The 24,362-nt window shown below is 63.7% G+C and carries 25 protein-coding genes and 1 tRNA gene; 20 read left to right on the top strand and 6 right to left on the bottom strand.

Annotated elements, in window-relative coordinates; genetic code table 11:
* Positions 1-47 precede the first annotated feature (47 nt).
* From ACGYK4_RS09465 to ACGYK4_RS09455, 3 genes are read left to right on the top strand one after another with little or no spacing between them, the layout of a single operon-like run.
* On the top strand, positions 48-1,475 hold the full coding sequence (locus tag ACGYK4_RS09465) for a YcjX family protein (RefSeq protein WP_394456172.1): 1,428 nt from the start codon (positions 48-50) through the stop codon (positions 1,473-1,475).
* The gene (locus ACGYK4_RS09460; protein ID WP_322329318.1) at positions 1,472-1,936 is read left to right on the top strand and encodes a GNAT family N-acetyltransferase; all 465 of its coding nucleotides are present in this window, start codon (positions 1,472-1,474) and stop codon (positions 1,934-1,936) included. Before ACGYK4_RS09465 ends, ACGYK4_RS09460 begins: the two co-directional genes overlap by 4 nt.
* Positions 1,936-2,940, top strand: coding sequence for a YcjF family protein (locus ACGYK4_RS09455; protein WP_394456170.1), 1,005 nt, complete (start codon positions 1,936-1,938; stop codon positions 2,938-2,940). The genes ACGYK4_RS09460 and ACGYK4_RS09455 overlap by 1 nt, the downstream gene beginning before the upstream one ends.
* 4 nt (positions 2,941-2,944) lie before the next feature.
* Here the strand turns inward: ACGYK4_RS09455 and ACGYK4_RS09450 are convergent, their stop codons facing one another.
* Positions 2,945-3,724 carry a sulfotransferase family protein gene (locus ACGYK4_RS09450; protein WP_394456168.1) on the bottom strand — a complete coding sequence of 260 codons (780 nt, stop codon included), beginning with the start codon at positions 3,722-3,724 and terminating at the stop codon, positions 2,945-2,947.
* Positions 3,725-3,876: 152 nt separating this feature from the next.
* Here ACGYK4_RS09450 and ACGYK4_RS09445 point away from each other — a divergent pair, with 152 nt between their 5' ends.
* The 4 genes from ACGYK4_RS09445 to ACGYK4_RS09430 are packed head-to-tail and all read left to right on the top strand — an operon-like array spanning position 3,877 to position 9,152.
* Complete coding sequence (locus tag ACGYK4_RS09445) at positions 3,877-5,928, top strand: HAD-IIB family hydrolase (RefSeq protein ID WP_394456166.1); 2,052 nt, start codon at positions 3,877-3,879, stop codon at positions 5,926-5,928.
* Complete coding sequence (locus ACGYK4_RS09440) at positions 5,925-7,082, top strand: glycosyltransferase (RefSeq protein WP_394456164.1); 1,158 nt, start codon at positions 5,925-5,927, stop codon at positions 7,080-7,082. Before ACGYK4_RS09445 ends, ACGYK4_RS09440 begins: the two co-directional genes overlap by 4 nt.
* Positions 7,054-7,998, top strand: a complete 945-nt coding sequence (locus ACGYK4_RS09435) for a glycosyltransferase family 2 protein (RefSeq protein WP_394432299.1) — start codon at positions 7,054-7,056, stop codon at positions 7,996-7,998. The genes ACGYK4_RS09440 and ACGYK4_RS09435 overlap by 29 nt, the downstream gene beginning before the upstream one ends.
* On the top strand, positions 7,995-9,152 hold the full coding sequence (locus ACGYK4_RS09430; RefSeq protein ID WP_394456162.1) for a glycosyltransferase: 1,158 nt from the start codon (positions 7,995-7,997) through the stop codon (positions 9,150-9,152). Before ACGYK4_RS09435 ends, ACGYK4_RS09430 begins: the two co-directional genes overlap by 4 nt.
* Here the strand turns inward: ACGYK4_RS09430 and ACGYK4_RS09425 are convergent.
* Positions 9,149-9,898, bottom strand: coding sequence for a Crp/Fnr family transcriptional regulator (locus ACGYK4_RS09425; protein WP_394456160.1), 750 nt, complete (start codon positions 9,896-9,898; stop codon positions 9,149-9,151). The genes ACGYK4_RS09430 and ACGYK4_RS09425 overlap by 4 nt on opposite strands.
* Before the next feature lie 372 nt (positions 9,899-10,270).
* On the opposite strand from ACGYK4_RS09425, the gene ileS reads away from it, so the two are divergent.
* The 3 genes from ileS to ACGYK4_RS09410 all read left to right on the top strand — a co-directional run bounded on the left by ileS (position 10,271) and on the right by ACGYK4_RS09410 (position 14,160).
* Positions 10,271-13,198 (top strand): isoleucine--tRNA ligase, encoded by a 2,928-nt coding sequence (ileS, locus tag ACGYK4_RS09420; protein ID WP_394432305.1) that lies wholly within the window; start codon positions 10,271-10,273, stop codon positions 13,196-13,198.
* Positions 13,195-13,455, top strand: a complete 261-nt coding sequence (locus ACGYK4_RS09415) for a hypothetical protein (protein ID WP_394403065.1) — start codon at positions 13,195-13,197, stop codon at positions 13,453-13,455. The genes ileS and ACGYK4_RS09415 overlap by 4 nt, the downstream gene beginning before the upstream one ends.
* 249 nt (positions 13,456-13,704) lie before the next feature.
* On the top strand, positions 13,705-14,160 hold the full coding sequence (locus tag ACGYK4_RS09410) for a methylated-DNA--[protein]-cysteine S-methyltransferase (protein ID WP_394456157.1): 456 nt from the start codon (positions 13,705-13,707) through the stop codon (positions 14,158-14,160).
* A gap of 14 nt (positions 14,161-14,174) precedes the next feature.
* Here the strand turns inward: ACGYK4_RS09410 and ACGYK4_RS09405 are convergent, their stop codons facing one another.
* Entirely contained in the window at positions 14,175-14,870 is a 696-nt protein-coding gene (locus ACGYK4_RS09405; protein WP_394401360.1) for a CDP-alcohol phosphatidyltransferase family protein, read from the bottom strand.
* Between the two features lie 269 nt (positions 14,871-15,139).
* Here ACGYK4_RS09405 and rpmB point away from each other — a divergent pair, with 269 nt between their 5' ends.
* Positions 15,140-15,439 carry a 50S ribosomal protein L28 gene (gene rpmB, locus ACGYK4_RS09400; RefSeq protein ID WP_067268014.1) on the top strand — a complete coding sequence of 100 codons (300 nt, stop codon included), beginning with the start codon at positions 15,140-15,142 and terminating at the stop codon, positions 15,437-15,439.
* A gap of 255 nt (positions 15,440-15,694) precedes the next feature.
* Entirely contained in the window at positions 15,695-17,335 is a 1,641-nt protein-coding gene (locus ACGYK4_RS09395) for a BCCT family transporter (protein WP_394432313.1), read from the top strand.
* 21 nt (positions 17,336-17,356) lie between these two features.
* On the opposite strand, the gene ACGYK4_RS09390 is transcribed toward ACGYK4_RS09395, so the two are convergent.
* Positions 17,357-18,055, bottom strand: coding sequence for an NAD-dependent deacylase (locus ACGYK4_RS09390; protein WP_394456155.1), 699 nt, complete (start codon positions 18,053-18,055; stop codon positions 17,357-17,359).
* Positions 18,056-18,061: 6 nt separating this feature from the next.
* Positions 18,062-19,057 carry a LysR family transcriptional regulator gene (locus tag ACGYK4_RS09385; protein ID WP_394456153.1) on the bottom strand — a complete coding sequence of 332 codons (996 nt, stop codon included), beginning with the start codon at positions 19,055-19,057 and terminating at the stop codon, positions 18,062-18,064.
* Between the two features lie 163 nt (positions 19,058-19,220).
* On the opposite strand from ACGYK4_RS09385, the gene ACGYK4_RS09380 reads away from it, so the two are divergent.
* The 7 genes from ACGYK4_RS09380 (at position 19,221) to ACGYK4_RS09350 (ending at position 22,765) form a co-directional block, all read left to right on the top strand.
* Positions 19,221-20,096: a carbon-nitrogen hydrolase family protein gene (locus ACGYK4_RS09380; RefSeq protein WP_394456151.1), complete on the top strand. Its 876-nt coding sequence runs from the start codon at positions 19,221-19,223 to the stop codon at positions 20,094-20,096.
* Positions 20,097-20,177: 81 nt separating this feature from the next.
* On the top strand, positions 20,178-20,396 hold the full coding sequence (gene infA / locus ACGYK4_RS09375; RefSeq protein WP_005978431.1) for a translation initiation factor IF-1: 219 nt from the start codon (positions 20,178-20,180) through the stop codon (positions 20,394-20,396).
* An 89-nt stretch (positions 20,397-20,485) separates the two neighbouring features.
* Positions 20,486-21,064 carry a Maf family protein gene (locus ACGYK4_RS09370; protein WP_394456149.1) on the top strand — a complete coding sequence of 193 codons (579 nt, stop codon included), beginning with the start codon at positions 20,486-20,488 and terminating at the stop codon, positions 21,062-21,064.
* Positions 21,061-22,095: a ribonuclease E/G gene (locus tag ACGYK4_RS09365; RefSeq protein WP_394456147.1), complete on the top strand. Its 1,035-nt coding sequence runs from the start codon at positions 21,061-21,063 to the stop codon at positions 22,093-22,095. The genes ACGYK4_RS09370 and ACGYK4_RS09365 overlap by 4 nt, the downstream gene beginning before the upstream one ends.
* Positions 22,092-22,283: a DNA gyrase inhibitor YacG gene (locus tag ACGYK4_RS09360; protein ID WP_067268003.1), complete on the top strand. Its 192-nt coding sequence runs from the start codon at positions 22,092-22,094 to the stop codon at positions 22,281-22,283. Before ACGYK4_RS09365 ends, ACGYK4_RS09360 begins: the two co-directional genes overlap by 4 nt.
* A gap of 115 nt (positions 22,284-22,398) precedes the next feature.
* A tRNA-Phe gene (locus tag ACGYK4_RS09355) sits at positions 22,399-22,473 on the top strand.
* A gap of 118 nt (positions 22,474-22,591) precedes the next feature.
* Positions 22,592-22,765 (top strand): CsbD family protein, encoded by a 174-nt coding sequence (locus ACGYK4_RS09350; protein ID WP_082852044.1) that lies wholly within the window; start codon positions 22,592-22,594, stop codon positions 22,763-22,765.
* A 61-nt stretch (positions 22,766-22,826) separates the two neighbouring features.
* On the opposite strand, the gene ACGYK4_RS09345 is transcribed toward ACGYK4_RS09350, so the two are convergent.
* On the bottom strand, positions 22,827-22,985 hold the full coding sequence (locus tag ACGYK4_RS09345) for a YqaE/Pmp3 family membrane protein (RefSeq protein ID WP_394432322.1): 159 nt from the start codon (positions 22,983-22,985) through the stop codon (positions 22,827-22,829).
* 186 nt (positions 22,986-23,171) lie between these two features.
* Between ACGYK4_RS09345 and ACGYK4_RS09340 the strand changes: the two genes are divergently transcribed.
* Positions 23,172-24,032, top strand: a complete 861-nt coding sequence (locus ACGYK4_RS09340) for a mechanosensitive ion channel family protein (RefSeq protein WP_394419827.1) — start codon at positions 23,172-23,174, stop codon at positions 24,030-24,032.
* The last annotated feature ends 330 nt before the right edge of the window (positions 24,033-24,362 follow it).

Below are 24,362 nucleotides of genomic sequence, written 5' to 3'. Positions count from 1 at the left end.
CCTGCCGACCCTATGTTGAGGCCAAAGAAAGAAGGACGGGCGCAGCTTTGGGTATCACAGGCATTGCCGACGGGATTTGGCGGCAGTTTGAGAATGTCACCGACACGGTGGGCGAGACGTTTTTCGAGCCGGTAATCCGGCTCGGGGTCACGGGGCTTGCGCGTTCGGGCAAGACGGTTTTCATCACCTCGCTGGTGGCCAACCTGCTGGACCGGGGGCGGATGCCGGGGCTGCTCGCGGCCTCTGAGGGGCGGATCGAGGCGGCGTTTCTGCAGCCCCAGCCCGACGATACCGTGCCCCGGTTCGAGTATGAGACCCACCTTGCCGCGCTGACCGGAAAGACGCCCCATTGGCCCGAAAGCACGCGGGCGATTTCGGAACTGCGGCTCTCGCTCAAGGTGCGGCCCAATGGGTTGCTGGCAGGTCTGCAAGGGCCGCGCACCTTGCATCTGGATATCGTGGATTACCCCGGCGAATGGCTGCTAGATCTGGCGCTGATGGATGTCACCTATGCCGAATGGTCGGCGCAAGTCATTGAACGCATCGCGTCGCGTGAAGAGGCGGCGGGCTACCGCGCGCTGGCCGCGCAGACCGATCCTCATGCGGAGTTGGAGGAAACTAGGGCCCGCAAGCTTGCCGACAGCTTTGCCGACTATCTGCAAACCGCCCGTGCTAATGGCTATTCCGACTGCACGCCGGGGCGGTTCCTGCTGCCCGGTGATCTCGCCGGATCGCCGGTGCTGACCTTTGCGCCGCTGCCGGGATCGGAAGGCGCGCCGCGCAAATCGCTGATCCGCGAAATGGCGCGGCGGTTCGAGGCCTATAAGAAACAGGTGGTGCAGCCCTTCTTCCGCGATCACTTTTCGCGCATTGACCGGCAGGTGGTGCTGGTCGACGCGCTTGGCGCGATCCACCAAGGGCCGCAGGCGGTCGAAGACCTGCGCGGCGCCATGGCCGATATTTTGGGCGCGTTCCGGCCGGGGACGAACAACTTTCTGACCACCCTCTTGCGGGGCAAACGGGTCGAGAAAATCCTCTTTGCCGCGACCAAGGCCGACCATCTCCACCACAGCCAGCACCCCCGGCTGAGCGGGATCATGCAGGCGCTGATCCGTGAGGCGCGGGACCGGGCGCAATATGCGGGGGCGGGCACGCGGGCCATGGCCATCGCCAGCCTGCGCGCCACGACCGAAGACGTGATGACCCATGGGGGAGAGTCGCTCGACGTGGTGCGCGGCACGCTTTTGAACGAGGATGAGACGCGCGGGCGGCAGGCGGCATTCTATCCCGGTGAACTGCCCGAAGACCCGGCCCATCTGCTGACCCCCGCACGGCAGGGCGCGCAGGAATGGCTGGGGGCGGATTATCAGATCATGCGCTTTGCCCCGGCCGTGTTGGACCTGCGCCCCGGCGATGGGCCGCCGCATATCCGGCTTGACCGCGCGGCGGAATTCCTGATTGGGGATCGGCTGTGAGTGCGGTTGTGACAGGCCCGGCCACCCTGCGCCCGGCGCAGCCTCTCGACGCAGGCGCCGTGGGCGGCATCATGAGCGATTTCGCCCGAAACACAGCGTGGTTGCCGCGCATTCATACCGGTGCCGAGGATATCGCCCATGCGGATGCGATGATCGCCCGGGGCTGGGTCACGGTGGCCGAGCGGGAGGGCCGCGTGGCCGGTTTCGCGGCCTGCGAGGGCGGCGCATTGGATGCGCTATTCGTGGCGCAATCGGCGCGGGGGCAGGGCATCGGCTCGGCGCTTTTGGGCGCGTTAAAGACGCGGCATAAATCGCTGACCTGCTGGACCTTTCAGGCCAATGCCCGGGCCATCGCCTTCTACCGCCAACACGGGTTTGCCGAGACCGCGCGCAGCGATGGCAGCGCCAATGACGAAGGGCTGCCCGATTTGACATTGCACTGGCAAAGGGAGGCCGCCTGATGGCCCGCGGACCGATCCTGTTCGACCTTGAAGAAGACACCAAGCCGCAGCCCTCGGTCGCCGATGCGCCGGCGGTGCCCGAGTTGGACGTCGAGGCTCCACCGCCCAAGGGCCAAGCGATGCAGATCGCCGCCCGGCTTGCCGCGCGCAAACCGTCGCGCTTGGTGCGGCTGTTCTGGGCGCTGGCGGGGGCATTGGTCACGGCGCTGGTGTCGATCGCGGCTTGGACTTTTGTCACAGACCTGATGGCGCGCTACCCGCTGCTGGGTTGGGCGATGACGCTGCTGATCGGGGCGTTCCTGCTGGTGCTGCTCTTGCTGTCGCTGCGCGAGATGGCGGCCTTCGGACGGCTCGCGCGGCTCGACGGGCTGCGCCATGACGCGGGCGAAGCGCTGGCGCAGGGGGATTTGACCGCCGCGCGCAGCGTCACGGACCGGCTTGAGGCGCTCTACAAACACCGTGAGGATACCCGCTGGGGCCGCGACCGGCTGACGGAGCTGCGGGGCGATCAATTCGATGCCGAAGCGCTTCTGGGGCTGGCTGAGAGCGAGGTTCTGGCCCCGCTGGACCGTGCCGCCACCCGCGAGGTCGAGGCCGCCGCCCGGCAAGTCGCCGCCGTGACCGCGCTGGTGCCTCTGGCGCTGACCGATGTCGCCGCGGCCCTTAGCAGCAACCTGCGCATGATCCGACGCATCGCCGAAATCTATGGCGGGCGCTCGGGCTTTTTCGGCTCGTGGCGGCTGGCCCGCGCGGTGCTGTCGCATCTGGTGGCGACGGGGGCCGTGGCCGTGGGGGATGATCTGATCGAGCCACTCTTGGGCGGGTCCATCGTCGCCAAGCTGAGCCGCCGTTTCGGCGAGGGGCTGGTGAACGGGGCGCTGACCGCGCGCGTTGGCGTGGCCGCCATCGAGGTCTGCCGCCCGCTGCCCTTTGCCCGCGAGAAACGCCCCGGCGTGCGGGGCATCATCAAACGCGCGCTGACCGGGGTGCTCGGCGAGGGTTAACCGATCACGCTGCCTCGACTGCTTCGCGCACCGCGCGCAGCGGGTGCTGGATCAGGCCGGGCCAAGGCGAGACCTGCAACCCAGGGGCATAGCCCCACCGCGCGGCCTCAGCCGTCTGTGCCTTCGTCATCTGCCTGGCCCCGGCGTAGGTTTGATTTCCGTCTGCAATGCCTTCGGGCAATGCTGCCTCGGGCAGGTCCACAAAACGCGCGATCTGGCGCAGGGCGCGGGGGGCGTCGGCGACGATATCCTCATAACGCAGAACCATCACCGCATGCAGATAGGGCAGGTCATCCAGCATCTGCGCCTGTGCCGCGATCCAATGGTCGATCAACGCCTGCGCCGGGGCATCGACCCATGACGCGACCGAGGCGGCGACGGCCTCGGGGTGGCGCAGGACGACGATGAATTGCGACATGGGAAAGAGGTGCTGCATCAGCCGCATACGGGTCAGGTTCACCGGCGACTTCTCAACCCGCCATTGCAGGTCCGGAGCAAACCATGGCGCCCAATCCTGTGCCAGCCGGGTCTTCGTCTCCAAACTGTTGAGCGGATGCGCCTCGGTCAGATGTTCCTCAGGGTTGGTCGCGAAATGCATGGGCCGCCCGGATTGCGCCGTATGGGGAATGGCCCCTTGCAGGTAGACCCCCTCATTCTCGGGCGCCGCCGATCCGGTGATGCCGCCCGCGCCGGGCAGGGCATTGGCCAAGCGGTTGACCAGCGAGGTGCCAGAGCGGTGCAGCCCGCCGATGAACAGGTAGCGCGGGGGGATTTCTGAGGGCATCACGACGGCTCTGATTGGGGGAGAGAGAGGCGGGGTTCAATGGCAGGCAGCTAGGACGTCCAACCGCGCTGTCCAGCGATGTATGCATTAACATTTGTTATCGGAACGGATGGGCCGTGAGAGGGGTCACCCCCCCATAAGGAGACCCATTCATGTTCATTTGCCACATTGCCCTCGGGGGCTGCCTCACGGCGCCGTCTGTCAACTATGGCGTGACCGAAGATACCGGCGGTCACATCGCCTATATCTTGGGGGCGGCCCGCGCGCAGGCGGTGCGGGGCGATGTGGATGCGGTACAGATCGTGACCCGTGCTTTCGATGAACCGAGCCTTGGGGCCGTGCATGCCCAGACCGAGCAGCAGGTCAGCCGCAGCCTGTCGATCCGGCGGCTCTGGACGGCGGAGCGGGGGTATCTGAGCAAGGAAAACCTCGCCGCGGAAATCCCCGCGCTGGTTGAGGCGTTCCTTGAGGACTTGGCGCAGGCTAAACGGTTGCCGGATGTGATCCACGCGCATTTCGCCGATGCGGCGCAATTGGCGCTGGCGGCGCGTGCTCGGTTCGGCATTCCGGTGATCTATACCCCCCATTCGCTGGCTTTGAGCAAGTCAGGAACTAAGGTGGACGCCGCCCGCGTCGCGGCGGAACGGCGCGCGCTGTTGGAGGCCGATGCGGTAGTGCTGTCTTCGCGCGATGAGGCCGAGGTGCAGGTCGCGGCCTATGGGGCGGATGCGCAGGCGCGGGTGCACCGCGTCTCTCCGGGCGTATCGCTGCGCCGCCCGGCTGAGGCCGGGGCGGGCCGTGCGCTCTTGGCCGGTCAGTTGAGCGACCCCGACCGCCCAACGCTGCTCGCCGTGGCGCGCCCCGTGGCCCGCAAGAACCTTGCGACTTTGGCGCGGGTTTATGCGCAAAGCCCCGCTTTGCACGCGCGGGCGAACCTTGTGATCCTCGCTGGACAGCATGGCGATGCGCTTCAGGCGAATGCAGAGGCCCGCGCGGAGTTGATCCGCCTGCGGGAGACGTTGGAGGTGCCGGAACTGCGCGGCAAAGTAGCGCTGCCGCCGAGCCATACGCAGGGCGATGTGGCGGCCCTCTACGACCGCGCGGCGCAGACCGGTGGGGTTTTTGTTAACCTCGCACTGCATGAGCCCTTTGGCCTGACCATGTTGGAGGCGGCATCGCATGGCCTGCCGGTGGTGGCCACGCGTGAAGGCGGGCCTGCCGATATCGTGGCGGACCTCGGTCATGGGCTCTGTGTGCCGCCCTGCGATGGCGCGGCCATCGAGGCGGCGCTGTTGAAGCTGTTGGACGATCGCGCATTCTGGACTGAGGCATCGGAAGCCGGGCGTGCCAATGTTGGGCGCTACGACTGGTCGAAATGGGCCGAAGAGGTGCAGCATATCTGCGAAGATATCCGCCACGTCGCGCCACTGCCGACGCAAGCGCCCGTCCTGTTGGCGAGCGATATCGACAACACGCTCACGGGCTGCGCGCCATCCGCCGCCCTGTTCAACGCTTGGATCGCCCGGGACCGACCGCTTTTTGCCGTGGCCACGGGGCGCAGCCTGCCGGAGGCCCGCCGTATCCTGCGCGATTGGAACCTGCCCAGCCCGCGCGTCTTCATCACCTCTGTCGGGACCGAGGTCTATCTGCCCGATGCCGAAGGGCGGCTGTGTCTGGATGAGCGTTTCGCCCAAAAGCTTGACGCCGGATGGGACCGGGCCGGGGTGGAGCGGGCGCTGAAGGAGTTCGGCTTTAACTGGCAAGCGCCGGTTGAGCAGCGGCGGTGGAAGCTCAGCGGTTTCGGCGACATGCGCACCGCGCGCCGGGTGGAGCGGCATCTGGCGCGGCGCGGTGCTGCGGCGCAGATCGTGGCCTCGCATGGGCGGCTGATCGATGTTCTGCCCTTGGCGGCGGGCAAGGGACCTGCGGTCTGTGCCGCCGCGCGGCGGTTGGGCATGCCGATGGACCGGGTCGTGGTGGCCGGGGACAGTGGCAATGATTTCGATATGTTGCAGGCGGTGGAAGATGGTCCGGGCCGGGGCATCTTAGTCGGCAATGCGATGGACGGGCTGCGCGAACGTCTGAGCGGCAGACGGCTCTACCACGCCCGCGCGGCCCATGCGGCTGGGGTCTTGGAGGGGTTGGAAACCTTCGGTTTTGCCCTCAACGCGATGGAGCCGCCCGTGAAGATGGTGGCGCAATGACGCGGCCCATCGGTTACTTCGTCCACCATCAGGGCCGGGGCCATGCTGAACGCTGCGCCGCGGTGGTCAACGCGCTGCCCGAGAGCCAGCCGGTGACCGTCTTCTGCGCGAAACCGGACATTTTCCCCGCCTTCACCCGGGCGGTGGAAGTCATCACCCTGCCATCGCTTTTCGAGGCGACGGGGGCCGAGGACATCAACGACACCACCAGCGCGCCGGATATGGTGCATTGCGCGCCGCTTGGCTGGCCCGGCATCCGGCAGGCCATGGCGCAACTTGCCGCTTGGTTCGCCAGCGCCAATCCGGTGTTGATGATCAGCGACGTCTCGGCTGAGGTGGCGCAGCTTGCCCGGCTTTGTTCGGTGCCGCATGTGAAAGTGCTGCAACATGGTCAGCGCGGTGATCCGGGGCATCAGGCGGCCTATGACGGGGCGGTCGGGTTGCTTTGTCCCGCCGCCAAGGCGCTGGCGCAGCCGGACTGGCCCGCGCGGCATATGGCCAAGACGCATTTCGCCGGGGGCTTGGGCGTCGATGTGAAACGCCCCGATCCCGCGCGGCGGGACAGGTTGCGCGAGAGGCTTGGCGTCGGGCCAGAGCAGCGCATGGTGCTGGTCATGTCGGGCGGGGGCGGCACGGGTTTCGCCTCCGCCCCCTTCGGCATCGCGGCGCGGGCGATGCCCGAGACGGCTTTCATCACCATCGGGCGCATGGCACGCGATTGGCATGCCACCGAGCCTGCCAACCTGCGCCATCACGGCTGGGTCGAAAACGCGGCGGATTATCTGGCGGCGGCGGATATGGTCGTGGCCTCGACCGGGAACACCACCTGCCACCAGATCCTAGCGGCAGAGACCCCGTGGCTCGCCGTGCCGGAGTGGCGCTATTTCGACGAACAGGTCGAAAAGGCCGAGGCGCTGGCGCGGGCGGGGGCAGCGCATCACCTGCCGCATTTCCCGTCTTCCGCCGCAGCATGGCGCCGCGCGATCCAAGATACCTTCGATGCCCATGACCCCGCCCTGCAGCGGGCCTTGGTCAACGAGGATGCCGCCGTAGAGACGGCCAATTGGCTGATCGGCCTCACCGATCAGTTGCTATCTGAAACACCCAGAATTACCGGAGACTTACATGACGTCGTTCACCCCATCCGTGCCTGAAAATACCACAGTTAGCGCGCTGACGCTCGCGCGGGGGCGGGCGGCGCATCTGCGCAATGTGATCCTTGGCCTGACCCGTCAGACCCGCCAGCCGGATGAGCTTGTGATCGGGGTCATGCAGGACAGGCTTTACGACGACCTGCCGCAGACCGATTTCCCGATCCGGCAGGTGCAGGTGACGGGTAGCGAACTGCCGCTGTCACGCGCGCGCAATACCGTCGCGGCAGAGGCCAGGGGCGATTGTTTGGTCTTCCTCGACGTCGATTGCATCCCCGCGCCGGAGCTAATCGCCGACTATATGGGCTATGCGGTGCCGGGCAACGGGCTGATCATGGGCGAGGTCAACTACCTCCCCGCCGGAACCGCCACCGAAGGTTGGAGCTATCCCAAACTGGAGGCCGTTGCCGTGCGCCATTCCGACCGTCAGGGGCCGCCCGCCGAGGGGCTGAAACGCTGCAACGATTACCGCTGCTTCTGGTCGCTGAACTTTGCGATCCACCGCGAAGATTGGGACCGCTCCGGCGGGTTTGACGAGCGTTTCACCGGCTACGGAGGTGAGGATACCGACTTTGGCCGTGAGTTGGACGAACGCGGCGTGCCGATCCACTGGGCGAAGGGCGCGAAGGTCTTTCACCAGCATCACCCGCATTGCATGCCGCCGATCCACCACATCCCCTCGATCCTGCGCAATACCGAGATTTTCGCCGACAAATGGGGGCACCGTACCATGAACCATTGGCTCACCGCCTTTCGCCTCATGGGGCTGGTGGGGAGCGACGGAGACGCGCTGGTGCAGCTGCGCGAGCCGGATGCGGATGACTTCGCGCTTTGCGAGCAGCAGTCGGACCAGCCTTACGCCAATACCGCGCGGGTGCTGCGCTATCTGCGCGGCGAAGAGCGGATCGCGGCGGAATGACCCTGCGCATCGCCATCGTCGGCCATATTCGCCACCCCATCGCCGCCCCCTTCAAGGGCGGGATGGAGGCGTTTACCCACGGTCTTGCCCGGATCTTGGCCGAGCGCGGGCATGAGGTGACCCTATTGGCCAGCGAAGACAGCGCGGCGAGCCTGCCGCCGGGGGTGAAGCTGCTGCCGATCTGTGACGCGCATTACGACGCGCGTTTTCCATGGCATGACTTTCACGGCACCGACGCGCTGAACGACCATCTCGACGCCTGCTATGCCCGCGCCGCGCGGCTCTTGCTGGAAGGCGGCTTTGACGTGGTGCACAACAACGCGCTGCACCGCTTCCTGCCGCGCCTGTCGCGGGCGGAACGGCTGCCGATGGTGACCTCGCTGCACATCCCGCCCTTCAAAGTGTTGCGCAGTGCGCTGATGGATGGGGCGGCGCCTTGGCATCTGTCCTCCGTCGTCTCGGCCCGGCAGCGCGGCATCTGGTGGCCCGAGGGCGCGCCCGACACGGCGCATGTGGTGCACAACGGGATCGACCTTGACGAATGGCCGCAAGTCGGGCCGGGGGATGGCAGCGCCGTTTGGGCGGGGCGGATCACCCCGACCAAGGGCACCCATCTGGCGGCAGAGGCGGCGCAGATCGCAGGGGTGCCCCTGCGCATCTACGGCGTCGTCGAGCATCGGGATTACTTTAACGATCTGGTAAGACCGCATCTTTATGGCGATGTGGCCTATGTCGGGCATCTGGAAACAGCGGCGCTTGGGGCGGCCTATGGGCGGGCCTCGGTGGCGCTCTTCACCCCGCAGTGGGAGGAACCCTTTGGCCTTGCCGCCGTGGAGGCGATGGCGACGGGCTTGCCCGTTGCCGCGACCCCGCATGGCGCAGTTGAGGAGGTGCTTGGCGAGGCGGGTGTCATCGCGGCTGAGGATAGCGCGGATGCCTTGGCGCAGGCCCTGCTACAGGCGCGCGATATCCCCGCCGATGTGCCCCGCGCCCGTGTGGCACGGCTCTTTGATGCGCAGGCGATGGTGACGAAGTTCGAACGGCTCTATCACGCGGTCCGGGCGCAGAGGGATGTCGCGCTGCCGTGTAAAACCTATCCGGCGATTGCTTTGCAGGTGGAAGGTGCGCCCCAGCCTCTGGCAGAGGCGGGCTAAAGCGCCGCTTCGGCTTGGGGCATATAGAGGTAGGCAGGCTCGAACTGGCCGACCTTATGCAGCCCCGCGCGGTCGTGGATCAGCAGTTTGCCGCCCGTCACGGCGCAGCAGCCATGTTCGCGCAGCTCACGCAGGGTGCGGCTGACATGGACCGAGGTGAGGCCGGTGGCATCGGCGATATCGGTCTGGCGCAGGCTGAAGGGCAGGCTCTGACGCTCCATCCCATACGCAGCGGTCATGCGGGCATCGAATTCGCTCAGGAAATTCGCCACCCGCGCCAGCGCGCGCATGGCGCTGTTGCGCATCACCCAATGGCGGTGGATGGAGGCATCGACCAAGGTCATCAGCCAGAGTTTCCGGGCCATCTCAACATCGCCATTGAGCAACTCGCGCAGTGGCTCATGCGAGATGATGGCGACATGGGTATCGGTCAGCGAGATCACATCATGGTCGAGTTGCTTCAGCGGGAAGGCGTGCAGATCGACAAACTCGCCGGGGAATTGGAGGGCGACGAAGGTGCTGCGGGCACGCTGTCCGCGCGGCACGCTGCGGGCGATCAACCCATCGAGCAGCAACAGACTGTGATCCAGAAAATCCCCCCTGCGACTGATCACGGTTCCGGGCGTGAAACGCTTGTGCTGGGTCATCAGCGGGGCAAGCTTGGCCCATTGCGCGCCGCTTAGATGGTCGACCATGCCCGACGGTTTTACGGCCATATCGTGATAAAAGGTGTCTTTGATGGTCACACGCAGGTCTTTCTGCCCATTAGAATTGTCGCGGGTTCCCCAAAACGGAGCCCGCGGAAATAAAGCTTTGTCGAATACCTTATGATGCTGTTTTCGCCGAAAAATTCAAGCGAAGGCCGGGGATCATAAAAAATGTTAAGTCCGGCGGGCGGCGACTCTGGCAGTGTTTTCAGCCCGATTGTCGCGCGTCTTCCGGGGCTTGTCGGGGCAGGGGGGGCTGTTTATAAGCGGGCCCATGACACGCCTCACCGCGATCATTATTCGAATTATATTCCCGGCGCTCTAAGCAGTTGAGACGCCGGGCCGAGGTGCTTGAGCCATTCGCACCGACCGAGATTGAATAACCCCCCAAATGCCTAAAGGACGCCCCCCATGTGCGCCGAGACCCCCGACTACAAAGCCACGCTGAACCTGCCCAAAACCGATTTCCCGATGCGCGCCGGACTGCCCAAGCGCGAGCCCGGCTGGCTGGAACGCTGGGAGAAGATCGGCGTCTATGACCGCCTGCGCGAGAAAGAGGGGCGGGAGCCTTTCACCCTGCATGACGGCCCGCCTTATGCCAACGGTAACCTGCACATCGGTCACGCGCTGAACAAGACTATCAAGGACATGATCGTGCGCTCCCACCAGATGATGGGCTATGACGCGCGCTACATCCCCGGTTGGGACTGCCACGGCCTGCCGATCGAGTGGAAGATCGAAGAGCAGTACCGCAAGAAGGGCCGCGACAAGGATCAGGTGCCGATCAACGAATTCCGCGCTGAATGCCGCGACTTCGCCGCCAAATGGGTCGACGTGCAGCGCGAGGAGTTCAAACGCCTTGGCATCACCGGCAATTGGGGAAATCCCTATCTGACCATGGATTTCCACGCCGAGCGGGTGATCGCCGAGGAATTCATGAAGTTCCTGATGAACGGCACGCTCTACCAAGGCTCCAAGCCCGTGATGTGGTCGCCGGTCGAGAAGACCGCGCTGGCCGAGGCCGAGGTCGAGTATCATGACAAGGAAAGCTTCACCGTCTGGGTCAAGTTCAACGTCGTGGGCACCGACAGCGAGTTGGATGGCGCCAAGGTGGTGATCTGGACCACCACGCCTTGGACCATGCCCTCGAACAAGGCCGTGGTCTACGGCGAGGGCATCTCCTACGGCCTTTACGAGGTTACCGTCACGCCCGAGGAATGCTGGGCCAATGTGGGCGACCGTTACCTCTTGGCCGACGATCTGGCCGCCGACGTGCTGGGCCGGGCGCGGCTGGAAGATGGCATGTGGCGCCGGGTGCGCGGCGTGAGCAATGATGAGTTGGCCAAGATTTCGCTTCAGCACCCGCTGGCCGGGGCCGAAGGGGCAAACGGCGAATGGGACGATCTGCGCGATTTCCGTGCCGCCGATTTCGTGACCTCGGACGAGGGCACGGGCTTTGTGCATTGCGCGCCCTCGCACGGTCTGGAGGAATATGAGCTCTACCGTGATCTCGGCATGCTGCCGCAGGTCATCACCTACAACGTCATGGAAGATGGCCGTTTCCGCGACGATCTGCCGTTCTTCGGTGGCAAGGCGATCCTCAAGCCGAACGGCAAGGAGGGCAACGCCAACAGCGCCATCATCGACAAGCTCGTGGAGGTCGGCGGCCTGTTGGCGCGCGGCAAGATCAAGCACAGCTATCCGCACAGCTGGCGCTCTAAAGCGCCGGTGATCTACCGCAACACGCCGCAGTGGTTCGCCGCCATCGACAAGGAGGTGGGCGACGGTCTGGACCAGAACGGCAAGACCATCCGCGAGCGTGCGCTGACCTGCATCGACAAGGTCAACTGGGTGCCGAAATCCGGCCGCAACCGGCTCTATTCGATGATGGAGGCGCGGCCCGACTGGGTGCTGAGCCGCCAACGCGCCTGGGGCGTGCCGCTGACCTGTTTCGTGCGCAAGGGCGTCGCGCCCACGGACGAGAACTTCCTGCTGCGCAACGAAGAGGTGAACCAGCGCATCGTCGAGGCTTTCGAGGCCGAGGGCGCGGATGCGTGGTATGCCGAGGGCGCAAAGGAGCGGTTCCTCGAAGGTATCGTCGACCCGACGAAGTTCGATCAGGTAACCGACATTCTCGACGTCTGGTTCGACAGCGGCTCGACCCATGCCTTCACCCTGCGCGACCGCGAGGACGGGACTGAGGACGGCATTGCGGACGTCTACATGGAGGGCACCGACCAGCACCGTGGCTGGTTCCATTCCTCGCTTCTGCAATCCGTGGGCACCACCGGCCGCGCGCCCTACCGCAATGTTGTGACCCATGGTTTCACGCTGGACGCCAAGGGCATGAAAATGTCCAAGTCCATCGGCAACACCATCGTGCCCGAAAAGATCGTGCAGCAGTATGGCGCCGATATCCTGCGGCTCTGGGTGGCGCAGACCGATTACACCGCCGACCAGCGCATCGGGGACGAGATCCTGAAAGGCGTGGCCGACAGCTATCGCCGCTTGCGCAACACCATGCGCTACATGCTGGGCGCGCTGAGTGACTTCTCCGAGGCGGACCGCGTGGACCCGGCGGAGATGCCGGAACTTGAGCAGTGGGTGCTGCACCGGGTGGCGGAACTCGACAAGGTGGTGCGCGACGGTTTTGCGCGTTTCGACTTCCAAGGCGTGTTCCAAGCGGTCTTCACCTTTGCCACCGTCGATCTTTCGGCCTTCTACTTCGACATCCGCAAAGACGCGCTTTACTGCGATGGCGACACCCTGCGCCGCCGCGCGGCGCGGACGGTGCTGGATATCCTCTTCCACCGTCTGACCACATGGCTGGCCCCGGTGCTGGTCTTCACCATGGAAGAAGTCTGGCTGGAGCGCTTCCCGGGCGACGACTCCTCGGTGCATCTGGTCGACATGCCCGAGACGCCCGAAGCATGGTTGAACCCGGAACTGGCGGCGAAATGGGCCAAGGTCCGCGCCGCGCGCCGGGTGGTGACCGCAGCGCTCGAAGTGCAGCGGACCGAGAAGGTCATCGGCGCCTCGCTCGAGGCGGCCCCCGTGGTACATGTCGACGACGCGGCGCAGCGCGAGGCGTTGGAGAGCGTGTCCTTCGAGGATGTCAGCATCACCTCCGACATCACCGTGACCGGCGATCCAGCACCTGCCGAGGCTTTCCGGATGCCCGAGACCGACGGCGTGGCCGTGGTGTTTGAAAAGGCCGAGGGCGCGAAATGCGAGCGCTGCTGGAAGGTGCTGCCGGATGTCGGCACGCATGAATATCCCGGCGTCTGCGGGCGCTGTGATGAGGCGGTTCGTGAGGCATTGGCGGAGGAAACAGCATGAAAACTATTAATGAGGCTTTCGAAACTGCACAGGGGGCGCTGGCAGCATTGAAAGCAGCAGTAAGAACTGTTCTCGAAAATGGCCCTGAAGAAGGACTGAGAAACGTGGATGTCGGAAAATGTTTGGGCATCTATGGCGGACATGTTGAACATGTAGGACACATTTCTAGAACGGTCCTTGCAATGCTTGAAAGTGACGGCGTTGCAGAACAGTTCGGGCCAGAGAAACGTTGGCGGCTAGTCCGCCACGTTCAGTAAGAGGGCTGCGGGTGTCGGGGTAACCGGCGCCCGTTTCTTTTTGCGCAATCCTGGTCAAGCGTCCCGCCCGTGGGAACCACGGGCATCGCCCTCCCTCCCCCCGGAGGGCGATTTTGCAGCGTTTGCGCGCTTTGCTTGGTCAGCGTCTCACGCGCCTATCTGCACGCCAGATAGGTCGTATCGCCCCCCAGGGAGCGCGATGCCCTCAACGCTCTTTCGCAGGCGTGATTTCTGGCGCAGAGTGGGGCGATGAAACAGGCCTCTCTCTCCACGCCCTTCGGCGATCTAATCGTCACTGAAGAAGACGGCGCCATCACGGCGCTCGGCTGGGGGCAGGCCGCGGGGCAAGACCGCTCGGTGCTGCTCGACACTGCACTGCGCCAACTTAACGAATACGCGACAGGCCAGCGTCAGCACTTTGACCTGCCGCTGCGCGTCACCGGCAGCGATTTCCAGCGCGCGGTCTGCGCCGCCATCGCGGCCATTCCCTTCGGCCACACCCGCACCTACGGCGAGATCGCCCGTGACCTCGGCGTGCCAGCGCAGGCCGTGGGCGGGGCCTGCGGCGGCAATCCTATACCGATCCTCATCCCCTGCCACCGCGTCATGGGCGCCAAGGGGCTCACCGGTTTCAGCGGCGCGGGCGGGGTCGAGACCAAGGTCGCCCTGCTGCGCCATGAAGGCGCGGCGGGACTGTTGATTTGAGGAGCAATGGCGGGTTAATCGTCGCCCGACGGGATCAGCTGCTGCGCGGCGCCGGCGCAGATCAGGTAGACAGAGGTGATCACCAGACCCCAATGCGCCCAGCTTTCGGGGTGGAAGTTCACCCAAGCGGACCAGCCCGCAAAGAAGGTCCATGCCAGCGCCATGGGCAGCGTCACGGGACGCCAACGCTCGGTCCGGACGGGGTGGACGAATTTGATCGGCAGAAACATCGCCGCGGCAAGGATGGTGACCACGATTAGGCTGACCCACCATTGGGGTTGCAAGGCAAAGAGCACCAGCACCAGCATGTTCCAGCAGCCGGGGAAACCTTTAAAGGAATTGTCCTTTGTTTTCATCCGCGTGTCAGAGAAATACATGACGCTGGCGAAGGTGATGATAATGATCATCGCCCAGCCGCTCCAGCCATCCATCAGCCCCGAGGTGAAAAGCGCGAAGGCCGGGATGAAGACATAAGTCAGATAGTCGATGATCAGATCCATCAAGACGCCATCGAACTCGGGCGCGTTGGTCTTTACATCATATTTGCGCGCCAGCGGCCCGTCGATGCCATCGACGAAAAAGGCGATCACCAGCCATAGAAACATGAGGTCCCATTTCTCTTCCACGGCGGCAAGCATGGCGAGCATCGCCAGCACTGCTCCGGTGGCAGTGAAAAGGTGAACGAAAAGGGCGCGCATCTGTATGGTCATGCGTCTGCATCGCAAATCCATCGGGGGGATGCAAAGGAAACTCTGGCCCGAGCGGCAAAAACCAGCGTAGCAAAGGCGGCGCAGGGGCGGGGCGGTTGACGCGATCGGCGGCGGGTGCAGGAAATATGGCCAAGTCCCGCGCATCGGGTTGACGGCTACCGCGATTCCCCTTAAAGCCAGCGAACCAATTCAGGGTCGGCTCTGCGCGGCCCCCACGTTATGTGTGTTTCCGGATCGCTGGAAGGACACAACAGCAAAAGGATGAACCCATGTCGCGCCGTTGCGAATTGACCGGAAAAGGCCCGATGACGGGCAACAACGTAAGCCACGCCAACAACCGTACACGCCGTCGGTTCCTGCCGAACCTCAACGACGTGTCGTTGCAGTCCGAAGCACTGGGCCGCGCGTTCAAGCTGCGCATCTCTGCCGCAGCCCTGCGCAGCGTTGACCACCGTGGTGGTCTGGACAAGTTCCTGGCGAAAGCCAAGGACGTTGAACTGTCCGACAACGCGTTGAAAATCAAAAAGGCCATCGCGAAATCCAGCGCGACTGCCGATGTGCTGAGCTAAGGCTTATCGCATAGAGATTGGGGCCTCGATCCGAAAGGATCGGGGCCTTTTTCGTTTTGGTCTTAGGGATTTGTTAGGGTTTCCGGCCTATCAGGGGCTAGGGCCGTGGCGGCCCGGGGTAATTTTCTTGCGCAGGGGCATGTTTTAATTCGGGAAACCTTGGAAATGCGCGCTAATTGATCTTCCGACAATTGTTGTTCTGACCATGCTACCTGCCGAGCGGGGTTCAGACAGTGCATCAAGATCGGAGACTCCATGACCGATCCCACACCCGGCACGTCCAGTTCCACTACGCCACCCGATACGAATGAGATTGAGACTGATTTCGAGGTCGGCCAAGACAATATCGACGGTTCCCTCGGCCCCTTGGGTTTTGACATTCACAACCCGGTCTTCATGGTCTCGGGCCTGACGGCGGTGGCCTTTGTGCTGCTGACCATGCTCTTCCCGGATCAGGCCGGTGTGGTCTTCCTCGCGGTTCGTGATTTCGCCACGACCAAGCTGGATTGGCTGTTCATGATCATCGTGAACATCTTCGTTCTGTTCTGCATCGCGCTGATCTTCATGCCGATTTCAAAGGTCAGGCTCGGCGGGCAAGAGGCCGTGCCGGAATATTCCTATCTGGCGTGGTTCGCCATGCTTTTTGCCGCGGGCATGGGCATCGGCCTGTTGTTCTTTGGCGTGCTCGAACCGGTGTACCATATGAACGTCTCCGGCCCGCTGGGGGTGCCCCTGCCGATTGCCGAGGATGGGTCGATCATCCCCGAGAATGTGGAGGCTGCCCGCGCCATGGGTCTTGCGGCGACCTTTTATCACTGGGGGCTGCACGGTTGGGCGGTCTATGCGATCATGGCGCTGGCCTTGGCGCTCTTCACCTATAACAAGGGGCTGCCCTTTTCGATCCGGTCGTGCTTCTACCCCCTGCTGGGGGATCGGGTCTGGGGCTGGCCGGGGCATATCATTGATATTCTGGCGGTTTTCGCGACGCTCTTTGGTCTCGCGACATCGCTTGGCCTTGGCGCGCAGCAGGCCAATGCAGGGTTCAACTTCGCCTTCGGGCTCGAGATTTCGACCAATGTGCAGGTGATCATCATTCTCTTGGTGACCGCCGTGGCGCTGGTGTCGGTCTGGCGCGGGCTGGATGGCGGGGTAAAGATCCTGTCTGAGCTGAACATGATCGTGGCGGTCCTATTCTTCCTCTTCGTGCTTTTCGTCGGCCCGACGCTGGTGGGGCTCGACGGGTTCTGGACCGGTCTGTTGGCCTATACGCAAGAGATCATCCCGCTCTCCAATCCATTCGGCCGGGAGGATGATTCCTACCGTGAGGGTTGGACCGCGTTCTATTGGGCCTGGTGGGTCTCCTGGGCGCCTTTCGTGGGCATGTTTATCGCGCGCGTCTCGCGCGGGCGCACGGTGCGGGAGTTCATCATCTGCGTGTTGTTGATCCCGTCGCTGATCATCTTCATCTGGATGGGCGTCTTTGGCGGCATCGCGATTGACCAGATCCTTGCCAGCCCTGAGACATCGCTGGTCAAGGCCAATGTGATCGACAGCTATTCGCCGGAACTCTCGCTTTTCGGGATGCTGAATGAACTTCCCTTTACCAAGATCGCGTCGACCATCGCGATCCTTCTGGCGCTGGTGTTTTTCGTCACCTCCTCGGATTCGGGCTCGCTGGTTGTCGATACGATCACGGCGGGGGGCAAGATTGACGCCCCGGTGCCGCAGCGCATCTTCTGGTGCATCGTCGAAGGGTTGATCGCCATCGTGCTGCTGATCGGCGGCGGGTTGTCGGCGCTGCAGGCCGGGGTCACCGCGACGGGGGTGCCTTTTGCGATCCTGATGCTGGTGATGTGTTACACGATCTACAAAGGGTTGCGCAGCGAACCGCGCTGACGGCCCGTGGCGCGCCGGTAACTAGTGGCGCGCCTCAAGCACTTCGGCCACCCATTCCGGCACTGTCTGGCTGGCGGGCCCGATGCGATGTTCGGCGAACTGATTGCCCACGGCGGAGCGTTCGAGATTGAATTCTATCGTATGCGCCCCGGCGCGGCGGGCTTCGGCGACAAAACCGGCGGCGGGGTAGACATTGCCCGATGTGCCGATGGCGGCAAAGATATCCGCCTCGGCCAGATGATCGAAAAGCGCGTCCATCTCATAGGGCATTTCACCAAACCAAACGATATCGGGCCGCGCGGCGGGGGCACCGCAGGCCGGGCAGGGATCGCCCGGTGCCATGACCATGGGCGCGGGCCAGCGGTGGTCGCAAGCGGCGCAGAGCGCACCCTTGAGCGCGCCATGCATATGCATGACCTGCCGCGAGCCGCCCTGTTCGTGCAGATCGTCGACGTTTTGGGTGATCACCACCACCTCGCCGTCCAACTCGGCCTCCAGCCGAGCAAGGGCGCGGTGCGCGGCGTTGGGGGCCACTTCGGCGGCCTGCGCGCGGCGCGCGTTGTAGAAGTCGACCACCAGTTTGGGGTTGCGGGCGAAACCTTCGGGCGTCGCCACGTCTTCGACCCGGTGTTGCGCCCAGAGGCCATCTGAGACGCGGAAGGTCTCAAGCCCGCTTTCGGCAGAGATGCCCGCGCCGGTGAGGATCACGATCTTGGTCATGGGGCATTATTCTCCGATAGGGTCCATGTCTTCAAGCAGGTGAAAGCCGTCGGCCAGCCAGGGCAATTGCGCGATGGCGGGGGCGATCATATGGGTCTGCATCAACTGCCGCAGGGTCTGGGCGATGTCGCGCGGCACGGGGCCGGACCATTCCGCACCCGCGAAGAGAGAGATGGTGCGCGCAGGCGGTTGGGCCTGTGCCGCCGCGGGCAGGGGGTGCGCGGCGAGGCGGTCGTGAAAACGGGCGGCGCGCATGTATCCCAAGGGCGTCGTCATCGCCCAGCCAATCCCGCGTGCCACCATGGCCATCAGCGCCAGATGGCTGCCAATCTCGAAGCGGGCGGGCAGGTTGTGTCCCTCAGATGCAAGATGCGCCTCGATCTGCCGCGCGATCAACTGATCGGCGGCATAGCGCAGGAACGGCAGGTCGGTGGCGCCGCGCAGCAGGGCGTCGGGATCGGCAGAGGTGCCTGCGGGGGTAACGAGGATAAACGGATCGCGGGCCAGCGGGTATTCCAAAACCCCCGCCATCGGTTCGTCGATCTGCGCCGAGAGTGCCATATGCAGGCTTTTATCGCGCAGTGCCCCGGCCAATTCATTGCTGCCTGCGGTGATCATCCGAAAGCGGCATCCGGTCAGGCTGTCGCCAAGGATCGTGGCAAGGCGTGGGGTCAGGTCATCGTCGAAATCGTCGATCACGCCGAGGTTCAGCGCCTCCAGATGGGCCAGATCCATCACCGTGACTTCGCTCTGCGCTTGGCGCAATTCGCTGAGCGCCTGTTCGGCCCGGCGCAGGAACATCTGCCCGGCTGGGGTCAGTCGCATGGGGCGGCGGGTGTGGTCGACCAGTTCCGCGCCGATGGCCGCTTCGAGGTTGCGCATCTGCTGGCTGACGGCGGGCTGGCTGAGCCCTGTGGCCTCGGCCGCCTGCGCCACCGATCCGCTCCGCGCCAGCGCCTCAAACACTTCGATGCCCCGCAGGGTGATGCCCTTGTTCAGCATATGGTCCAATCTCTTTCAGAACTTGTGAAACCATGGGCGGGTCAGGTCAAGCCTTTGCCCAAGCAAGCGGCAGCCCCTCGGACGGTTCCATGAAAGCGACGCCGCCCGTCTTGAAGCTACCGGTAAAGCTGCGCAGACTGCGCGAAAATGAGGAGCCTTTTGAATGAAAATCGCCACAGCAGCCTATCCGCTCGATGTTCTGACATCATGGGCGCAGTACGAAGACAAACTGGCCCATTGGGTCGCCGAGGCGGCGGTGCAGGGGGCGGAACTGCTGGTTTTTCCTGAATATGCGGCGATGGAACTGGCGACGCTCGACGGGGCCGAGGTGGCGGGCGATTTGGAACGTTCGCTCTTTTCGGTGTCGGACAAGCTTGAGGAGGCGGACCGGCTGCATGTGAAACTCGCCGCCGAGCATAATGTGCATATCGTGGCAGGCTCTGGCCCCGCAGCGACTGAGAGCCGTCCGGTCAACCGTGCCCGTCTGATCACGCCCTCGGGGCAGATCGGCGTGCAGGACAAGCAGATCATGACCCGTTTCGAGCGTGAGGAATGGGGCGTGATCGGGGGCAATGCGCTTCAGGTCTTTGACACGGCGATTGGCAAGATCGGGGTACTCATCTGCTATGACAGCGAGTTTCCCTTGCTGGGCCGTGCGCTGGCGGAATGTGATGTGATCTGTGTGCCCAGTGTGACCGAAACGCTCGCGGGCTATTGGCGCGTGCGCATCGGCTCCATGGCGCGGGCGCTTGAGAATCAGTGTATCACTGCCATGTCTTCGGTCGTGGGCAAGGCCGATTGGTCCGAGGCTTTGGGGCAATCCTATGGTGCGGGCGGGATTTTCTGCCCCCCGGATCGCGGCTTCCCGCCCACGGGGATTTTGGGCATGCGCGAGGTTAACGCCCCCGGCTGGACCGTGGCGGACGCCGATTTGGCGCAGGTCGCCGAGGTGCGCGCGGATGGCATCGTGCTTAACCGAAGGGACTGGCAAGACCAGATTGGCCGCGACGGAAAGGCGATAAACGTCGCTTTGCGCTGAATCCCCCTTGAAAAAGCGCGAAAATGCGCCCATTTAAGCCTGCGCCCTCGTTTTGGAGGGTTTTGTGCTCAAGGAGAGACCATGGCCAAGGAAGATACGCTCGAATTTCCCGGTGTCGTGAAGGAACTCCTGCCTAACGCGACGTTTCGGGTCGAGCTGGAAAACGGCCATGAGATCATCGCGCATACGGCAGGCAAGATGCGGAAAAACCGCATCCGTGTTCTGGCTGGCGACAAGGTTCAGGTGGAAATGACACCCTATGATTTGACCAAGGGTCGGATCAACTATCGCTTCAAGTAAGCGGCACCGCGTTCGCGCGTTGCGCGGCGCAGGCGGGGCCGTGCGCGGCCCCGACCGGGCCGCCGGCCTCAGGCAAAGAGGCCCATAAGATGCAATTCATTCTTGGATCAGGATCGCCGCGCCGGTTGGAGCTTTTGGCCCAGATCGGCGTGACCCCCGATGCCATTCGCGCCCCCGACATCGACGAGACCCCCCATAAGGCCGAGCTGCCGCGCCCCTATTGCGCCCGAATGGCGCGCGAGAAAGTGGCGGCGGTGCCCGCGGGGGCGGAGGATATCGTGCTTTGCGCCGATACCACCGTGGCGCTCGGGCGGCGCATTCTCGGCAAGCCCGAGGATGAGGCCGAGGCCGAAGCCTTTTTGCGGCTGATGTCGGGCCGTCGGCATAAGGTGGTCACCGCCGTCGCCGTGAAGCGCGGCGAGAGGTTGTGGCAGCGCGATGTACAAAGCAGCGTGAAAATGAAATCCCTGTCCGAGCCCGAGATTCGCCGCTACCTCGCCACGGGCGATTGGCGCGGCAAGGCGGGCGGCTATGGCATTCAGGGCCCCGCGGGCGCGTTGATCCCTTGGATCAGCGGGTCATTCACTGCAATTGTCGGCCTGCCATTGGCAGAGGCTGCGAACCTGCTGCAAGCCGCAGGCTACCCATTTGACGGAAGGACGCCATGAAAGGCCGTACGATTATTCTCGACCATCTCGGTGATATCGAGGCCGCCGCCCTGATGGTGGACGGCAAGCTGGATGATTTTCTGATCGACAGCGACGGGCCGCGCGTCGGCACCGTTTATCGTGCGATTGCGGATCGTCCGGTCAAGGGGCAGGGGGGCATGTTCCTCAAGACCCCCGATGGCCCGGCGTTTCTGCGGCAGATCAAGGGGCTGGCTCCCGGTCAGACGATTCTTGTGCAGGTCTCGGGCCATGCAGAGCCGGGCAAGGCGATCCCGGTGACCAATAAGCTGCTCTTCAAGTCGCGCTATGCCATCGTGACGCCGGATGCGCCGGGGCTAAACATCTCGCGCTCTATCAAGGACGAGGAAGAGCGCGACCGGCTGCTGGAAATCGCCCATGAGGTGGCGGGCGGGTCCGATCTGGGCCTGATCCTGCGGTCCTCCTGCGCCGGGGCCGATGCCGAGGATATTGCCGAGGATATCGCCAATATGCTTAGCTTGGCGGATACCGTGGCCAATGATGACGCGCAACAGATGGAGGTGCTGAGCGAAGGCGATGGTCCGCATCTGCTCGCTTGGCGCGATTGGACCGCGCCCGCCGAGGTGGTGACCGAGGCCGGTGGTTTTGACGACCACGGCGTTCTGGAAGAGCTCGACCGCGTGGCCTCGGCGCAGGTGCCGCTCGGCGGCGGCGCGTCGATCTTTGTGGAGCCGACACGCGCGTTGGTTGCGGTCGATGTGAACACCGGCAACGATGCCTCGCTCGCCGCCGGGGTGAAGGCCAATATGGCCTGTGCCAAAGCGCTGCCCCGCGCCCTGCGTCTGCGCGGGCTTGGCGGGCAAATCACGCTCGACCCTGCACCCATGCCCAAGAAGGACCGCCGGACGTTTGAAAGCGCCCTACGTGCTGCTTTCCGCGCCGACGACGTGGATACGACGCTGGTCGGCTGGACGCCTCTGGGCCATTACGAGCTGCAACGCAAACGTGCGCGCCCGGTGCTGGCGGAGGTGCTGACAGGGGCCGCCCGATGAGCTGCCCGATCTGCAAAGCCGAAACCGTCAAGGCGCATCGCCCCTTCTGCTCGCGCCGCTGCGCCGACATCGATCTGGGCCGCTGGTTCAACGGCAGCTACGCCGTCCCCTCGCGCGACCCCGAAGACGTGGAAGCCGCCATTGACGCCGCCGAAGCGGCACAAGACCGTCCCGCAAAGCCCCATTAACACAGGAAAATTTGCGTTTTTTGAAAAGAAGTGGGTTTCAGGGCAAAATGGGGCTGGACACCCCGCGCCACAGGTCCTAGAACCCGCTCACCCGACCTCGAAAGAGGTGACCCGTGCCCGGGTAGCTCAGGGGTAGAGCAGTGGATTGAAAATCCTCGTGTCGGTGGTTCGATTCCGCCCCCGGGCACCATTTTTACTAAAACAGACAGACCGTAACCCTCGCTGCCCAACGCGCGTGATTTCCCTCACAACGGAACCCGCGCCTCCTTCCCAACGTTGTTCCCCTACCCAGATAGAGGAGAGCAACCATGGCAAATGACGACCAAGCAAAAGGCAAGGCGAAAGACATCGGTGGCAAACTGAAAGAAGAAGCCGGCGATGCCACGGGCAACGAAGACCTGAAGCACGAAGGTCAGGCCGATCAGGCCGAGGGCAAAGTGCAAAAGGGTGTCGGTGACGCCAAGGACAAACTATCTGATTGATTGCAAAAGCGCGCCTCTTACCGGAGGCGCGCTTTCTCTATTCGGGCTGCTGCCCGCGCTCTCACCTTTTGATGATGATATAGAGCGCATGGGCGATCCCGGGCAGGTAACCCAGCAAGGTCAGGAGAATGTTAATCCAGAAGTGCTTTCCCAGACCTTCCTGCAAGAACACCCCAAGAGGGGGCAGTAGGATAGCGATGATGATGCGAATGATGTCCATAGTGTCACGCCGGGTGCGCCGGGCTCCTTTCCAAACTGATTAAACCTTGCCCTAAGCTAGCCTCCGATCGTCACACGGCCAGTGGTGGCGCGTTGAGCGGGGCGCAATTAACACTCGCCGCAGCATGGGTTTTGCGGCAATCTACCAGAAAGCCAGAGGAGGGGCAGGGTGGAGCCAGTCAGGATCATGTGGCGCCAGATCATGGAGATGGCGCGAGATACAATCGCACTTTTGCCGCAGATCGCTGTCGCAACCCTCGTATTGATATTAACCTGGGCCATTGCCGCGCTTGGCCGGTCGCTGGTCGGCAAAACCCTGTCCAAGACCAAGCTGCGCCCGAGCCTTCAGGACCTCTTTACCCTTTTGACGTCTATCCTCATCTGGGTCTTCGGCATCATGATCGCGGCCGTGATCGTCTTTCCCGGGCTCACGCCTGCCAGCATTCTGGCGGGGCTCGGCATTGGGTCGGTCGCCATCGGCTTCGCTTTCAAGGACGTCTTTGAGAATTTCCTCGCCGGGATCATCATCCTCTTTCGCCGGGAAATGCGCATGGGGGATCATATCGAATGCGAGGGGATCGAGGGCAAGGTCACCCATATCGCCATTAGAGAGAGCCATATCCGCCAGACGGACGGGCAGCTGGTGATCGTGCCCAATGCGATGCTCTTTAAGAACCCCGTCTATGTGCGCACGGATCAAACGCACCGTAGGCAAACCGTGATCTGCGGAGTGGCCTATGATGTCGATCTGGGTGAAGCGCGGGCGGTGATCTCCGAAGCGGTCGCGCGCTGCGAGACGGTAGAGCAGGGGGAGCATCCGATTCAGGTCTTCGCCCAAGAGTTCGGGGAGTCCTCCATCAATTTCGAGGTCACTTGGTGGACAGGCTCAGCCCCGGTCGAGCAGCGCCGCTCTCGGGATGAGGTGGTGACCGCGGTGAAACGGGCGCTGGACGAGGCAGGGCTGGAGATTCCTTTCCCCTACCGCACGCTCACCTTCAAAGAGCCGCTTCCGCTCAGTCGGGCGGAGGGGGATGCAGGGGAGGGGTAGGGCCTGTGCTGCGAGTCGCCGATTTTGCCCTGTGATCCCGTGAATCGCGGTCGTTTCATGGGCCCGCGTTGAAGCTGTCGGCTAAGATAGGGCAGGGGAGGCTAACTCCGGCGCGTTAGATGCGGAAAATTAGCACGCCATTTCAGCATCTTGCCGAAAAGTTCCCCGAAATCTCATCTTTTCTCAACTTTCTGCTTGCGGCTTTGCCTCAGTAACCTTAGAACCCCCTCTACCGGCGGCGCTGAGACGCACTGCTGGGGCGCCAGACGGGGCGGACGGCAGCGGAGACGCGGTGGTTCGGATCACGAGGCGGATAAGAATTCGAGGTAT

It is taken from the genome of Sulfitobacter sp. 1A13368 (genome assembly GCF_043557275.1).
GTDB classification, from domain to species: domain Bacteria; phylum Pseudomonadota; class Alphaproteobacteria; order Rhodobacterales; family Rhodobacteraceae; genus Sulfitobacter; species Sulfitobacter faviae.
This window is presented reverse-complemented; position numbering and strand designations above follow the sequence as displayed.

Excerpts from the sequence above, each read along its gene's own strand:
- ACGYK4_RS09440 (WP_394456164.1), top strand. The coding sequence starts at position 5,925 with ATGACGCGGCCCATCGGTTACTTCGTCCACCATCAGGGCCGGGGCCAT.
- ACGYK4_RS09385 (WP_394456153.1), bottom strand. The coding sequence starts at position 19,057 with ATGCTGAACAAGGGCATCACCCTGCGGGGCATCGAAGTGTTTGAGGCG.
- ACGYK4_RS09370 (WP_394456149.1), top strand. The coding sequence starts at position 20,486 with ATGCAATTCATTCTTGGATCAGGATCGCCGCGCCGGTTGGAGCTTTTG.
- ACGYK4_RS09415 (WP_394403065.1), top strand. The coding sequence starts at position 13,195 with ATGAAAACTATTAATGAGGCTTTCGAAACTGCACAGGGGGCGCTGGCA.
- ACGYK4_RS09450 (WP_394456168.1), bottom strand. The coding sequence starts at position 3,724 with ATGCCCTCAGAAATCCCCCCGCGCTACCTGTTCATCGGCGGGCTGCAC.
- ACGYK4_RS09405 (WP_394401360.1), bottom strand. The coding sequence starts at position 14,870 with ATGACCATACAGATGCGCGCCCTTTTCGTTCACCTTTTCACTGCCACC.
- ACGYK4_RS09340 (WP_394419827.1), top strand. The coding sequence starts at position 23,172 with ATGTGGCGCCAGATCATGGAGATGGCGCGAGATACAATCGCACTTTTG.
- ACGYK4_RS09395 (WP_394432313.1), top strand. The coding sequence starts at position 15,695 with ATGACCGATCCCACACCCGGCACGTCCAGTTCCACTACGCCACCCGAT.
- ACGYK4_RS09410 (WP_394456157.1), top strand. The coding sequence starts at position 13,705 with ATGAAACAGGCCTCTCTCTCCACGCCCTTCGGCGATCTAATCGTCACT.
- ACGYK4_RS09435 (WP_394432299.1), top strand. The coding sequence starts at position 7,054 with ATGACGTCGTTCACCCCATCCGTGCCTGAAAATACCACAGTTAGCGCG.
- ACGYK4_RS09350 (WP_082852044.1), top strand. The coding sequence starts at position 22,592 with ATGGCAAATGACGACCAAGCAAAAGGCAAGGCGAAAGACATCGGTGGC.
- ACGYK4_RS09365 (WP_394456147.1), top strand. The coding sequence starts at position 21,061 with ATGAAAGGCCGTACGATTATTCTCGACCATCTCGGTGATATCGAGGCC.
- ACGYK4_RS09345 (WP_394432322.1), bottom strand. The coding sequence starts at position 22,985 with ATGGACATCATTCGCATCATCATCGCTATCCTACTGCCCCCTCTTGGG.
- ACGYK4_RS09380 (WP_394456151.1), top strand. The coding sequence starts at position 19,221 with ATGAAAATCGCCACAGCAGCCTATCCGCTCGATGTTCTGACATCATGG.
- ACGYK4_RS09445 (WP_394456166.1), top strand. The coding sequence starts at position 3,877 with ATGTTCATTTGCCACATTGCCCTCGGGGGCTGCCTCACGGCGCCGTCT.
- ileS (WP_394432305.1), top strand. The coding sequence starts at position 10,271 with ATGTGCGCCGAGACCCCCGACTACAAAGCCACGCTGAACCTGCCCAAA.
- rpmB (WP_067268014.1), top strand. The coding sequence starts at position 15,140 with ATGTCGCGCCGTTGCGAATTGACCGGAAAAGGCCCGATGACGGGCAAC.
- ACGYK4_RS09430 (WP_394456162.1), top strand. The coding sequence starts at position 7,995 with ATGACCCTGCGCATCGCCATCGTCGGCCATATTCGCCACCCCATCGCC.
- ACGYK4_RS09455 (WP_394456170.1), top strand. The coding sequence starts at position 1,936 with ATGGCCCGCGGACCGATCCTGTTCGACCTTGAAGAAGACACCAAGCCG.
- infA (WP_005978431.1), top strand. The coding sequence starts at position 20,178 with ATGGCCAAGGAAGATACGCTCGAATTTCCCGGTGTCGTGAAGGAACTC.
- ACGYK4_RS09390 (WP_394456155.1), bottom strand. The coding sequence starts at position 18,055 with ATGACCAAGATCGTGATCCTCACCGGCGCGGGCATCTCTGCCGAAAGC.
- ACGYK4_RS09360 (WP_067268003.1), top strand. The coding sequence starts at position 22,092 with ATGAGCTGCCCGATCTGCAAAGCCGAAACCGTCAAGGCGCATCGCCCC.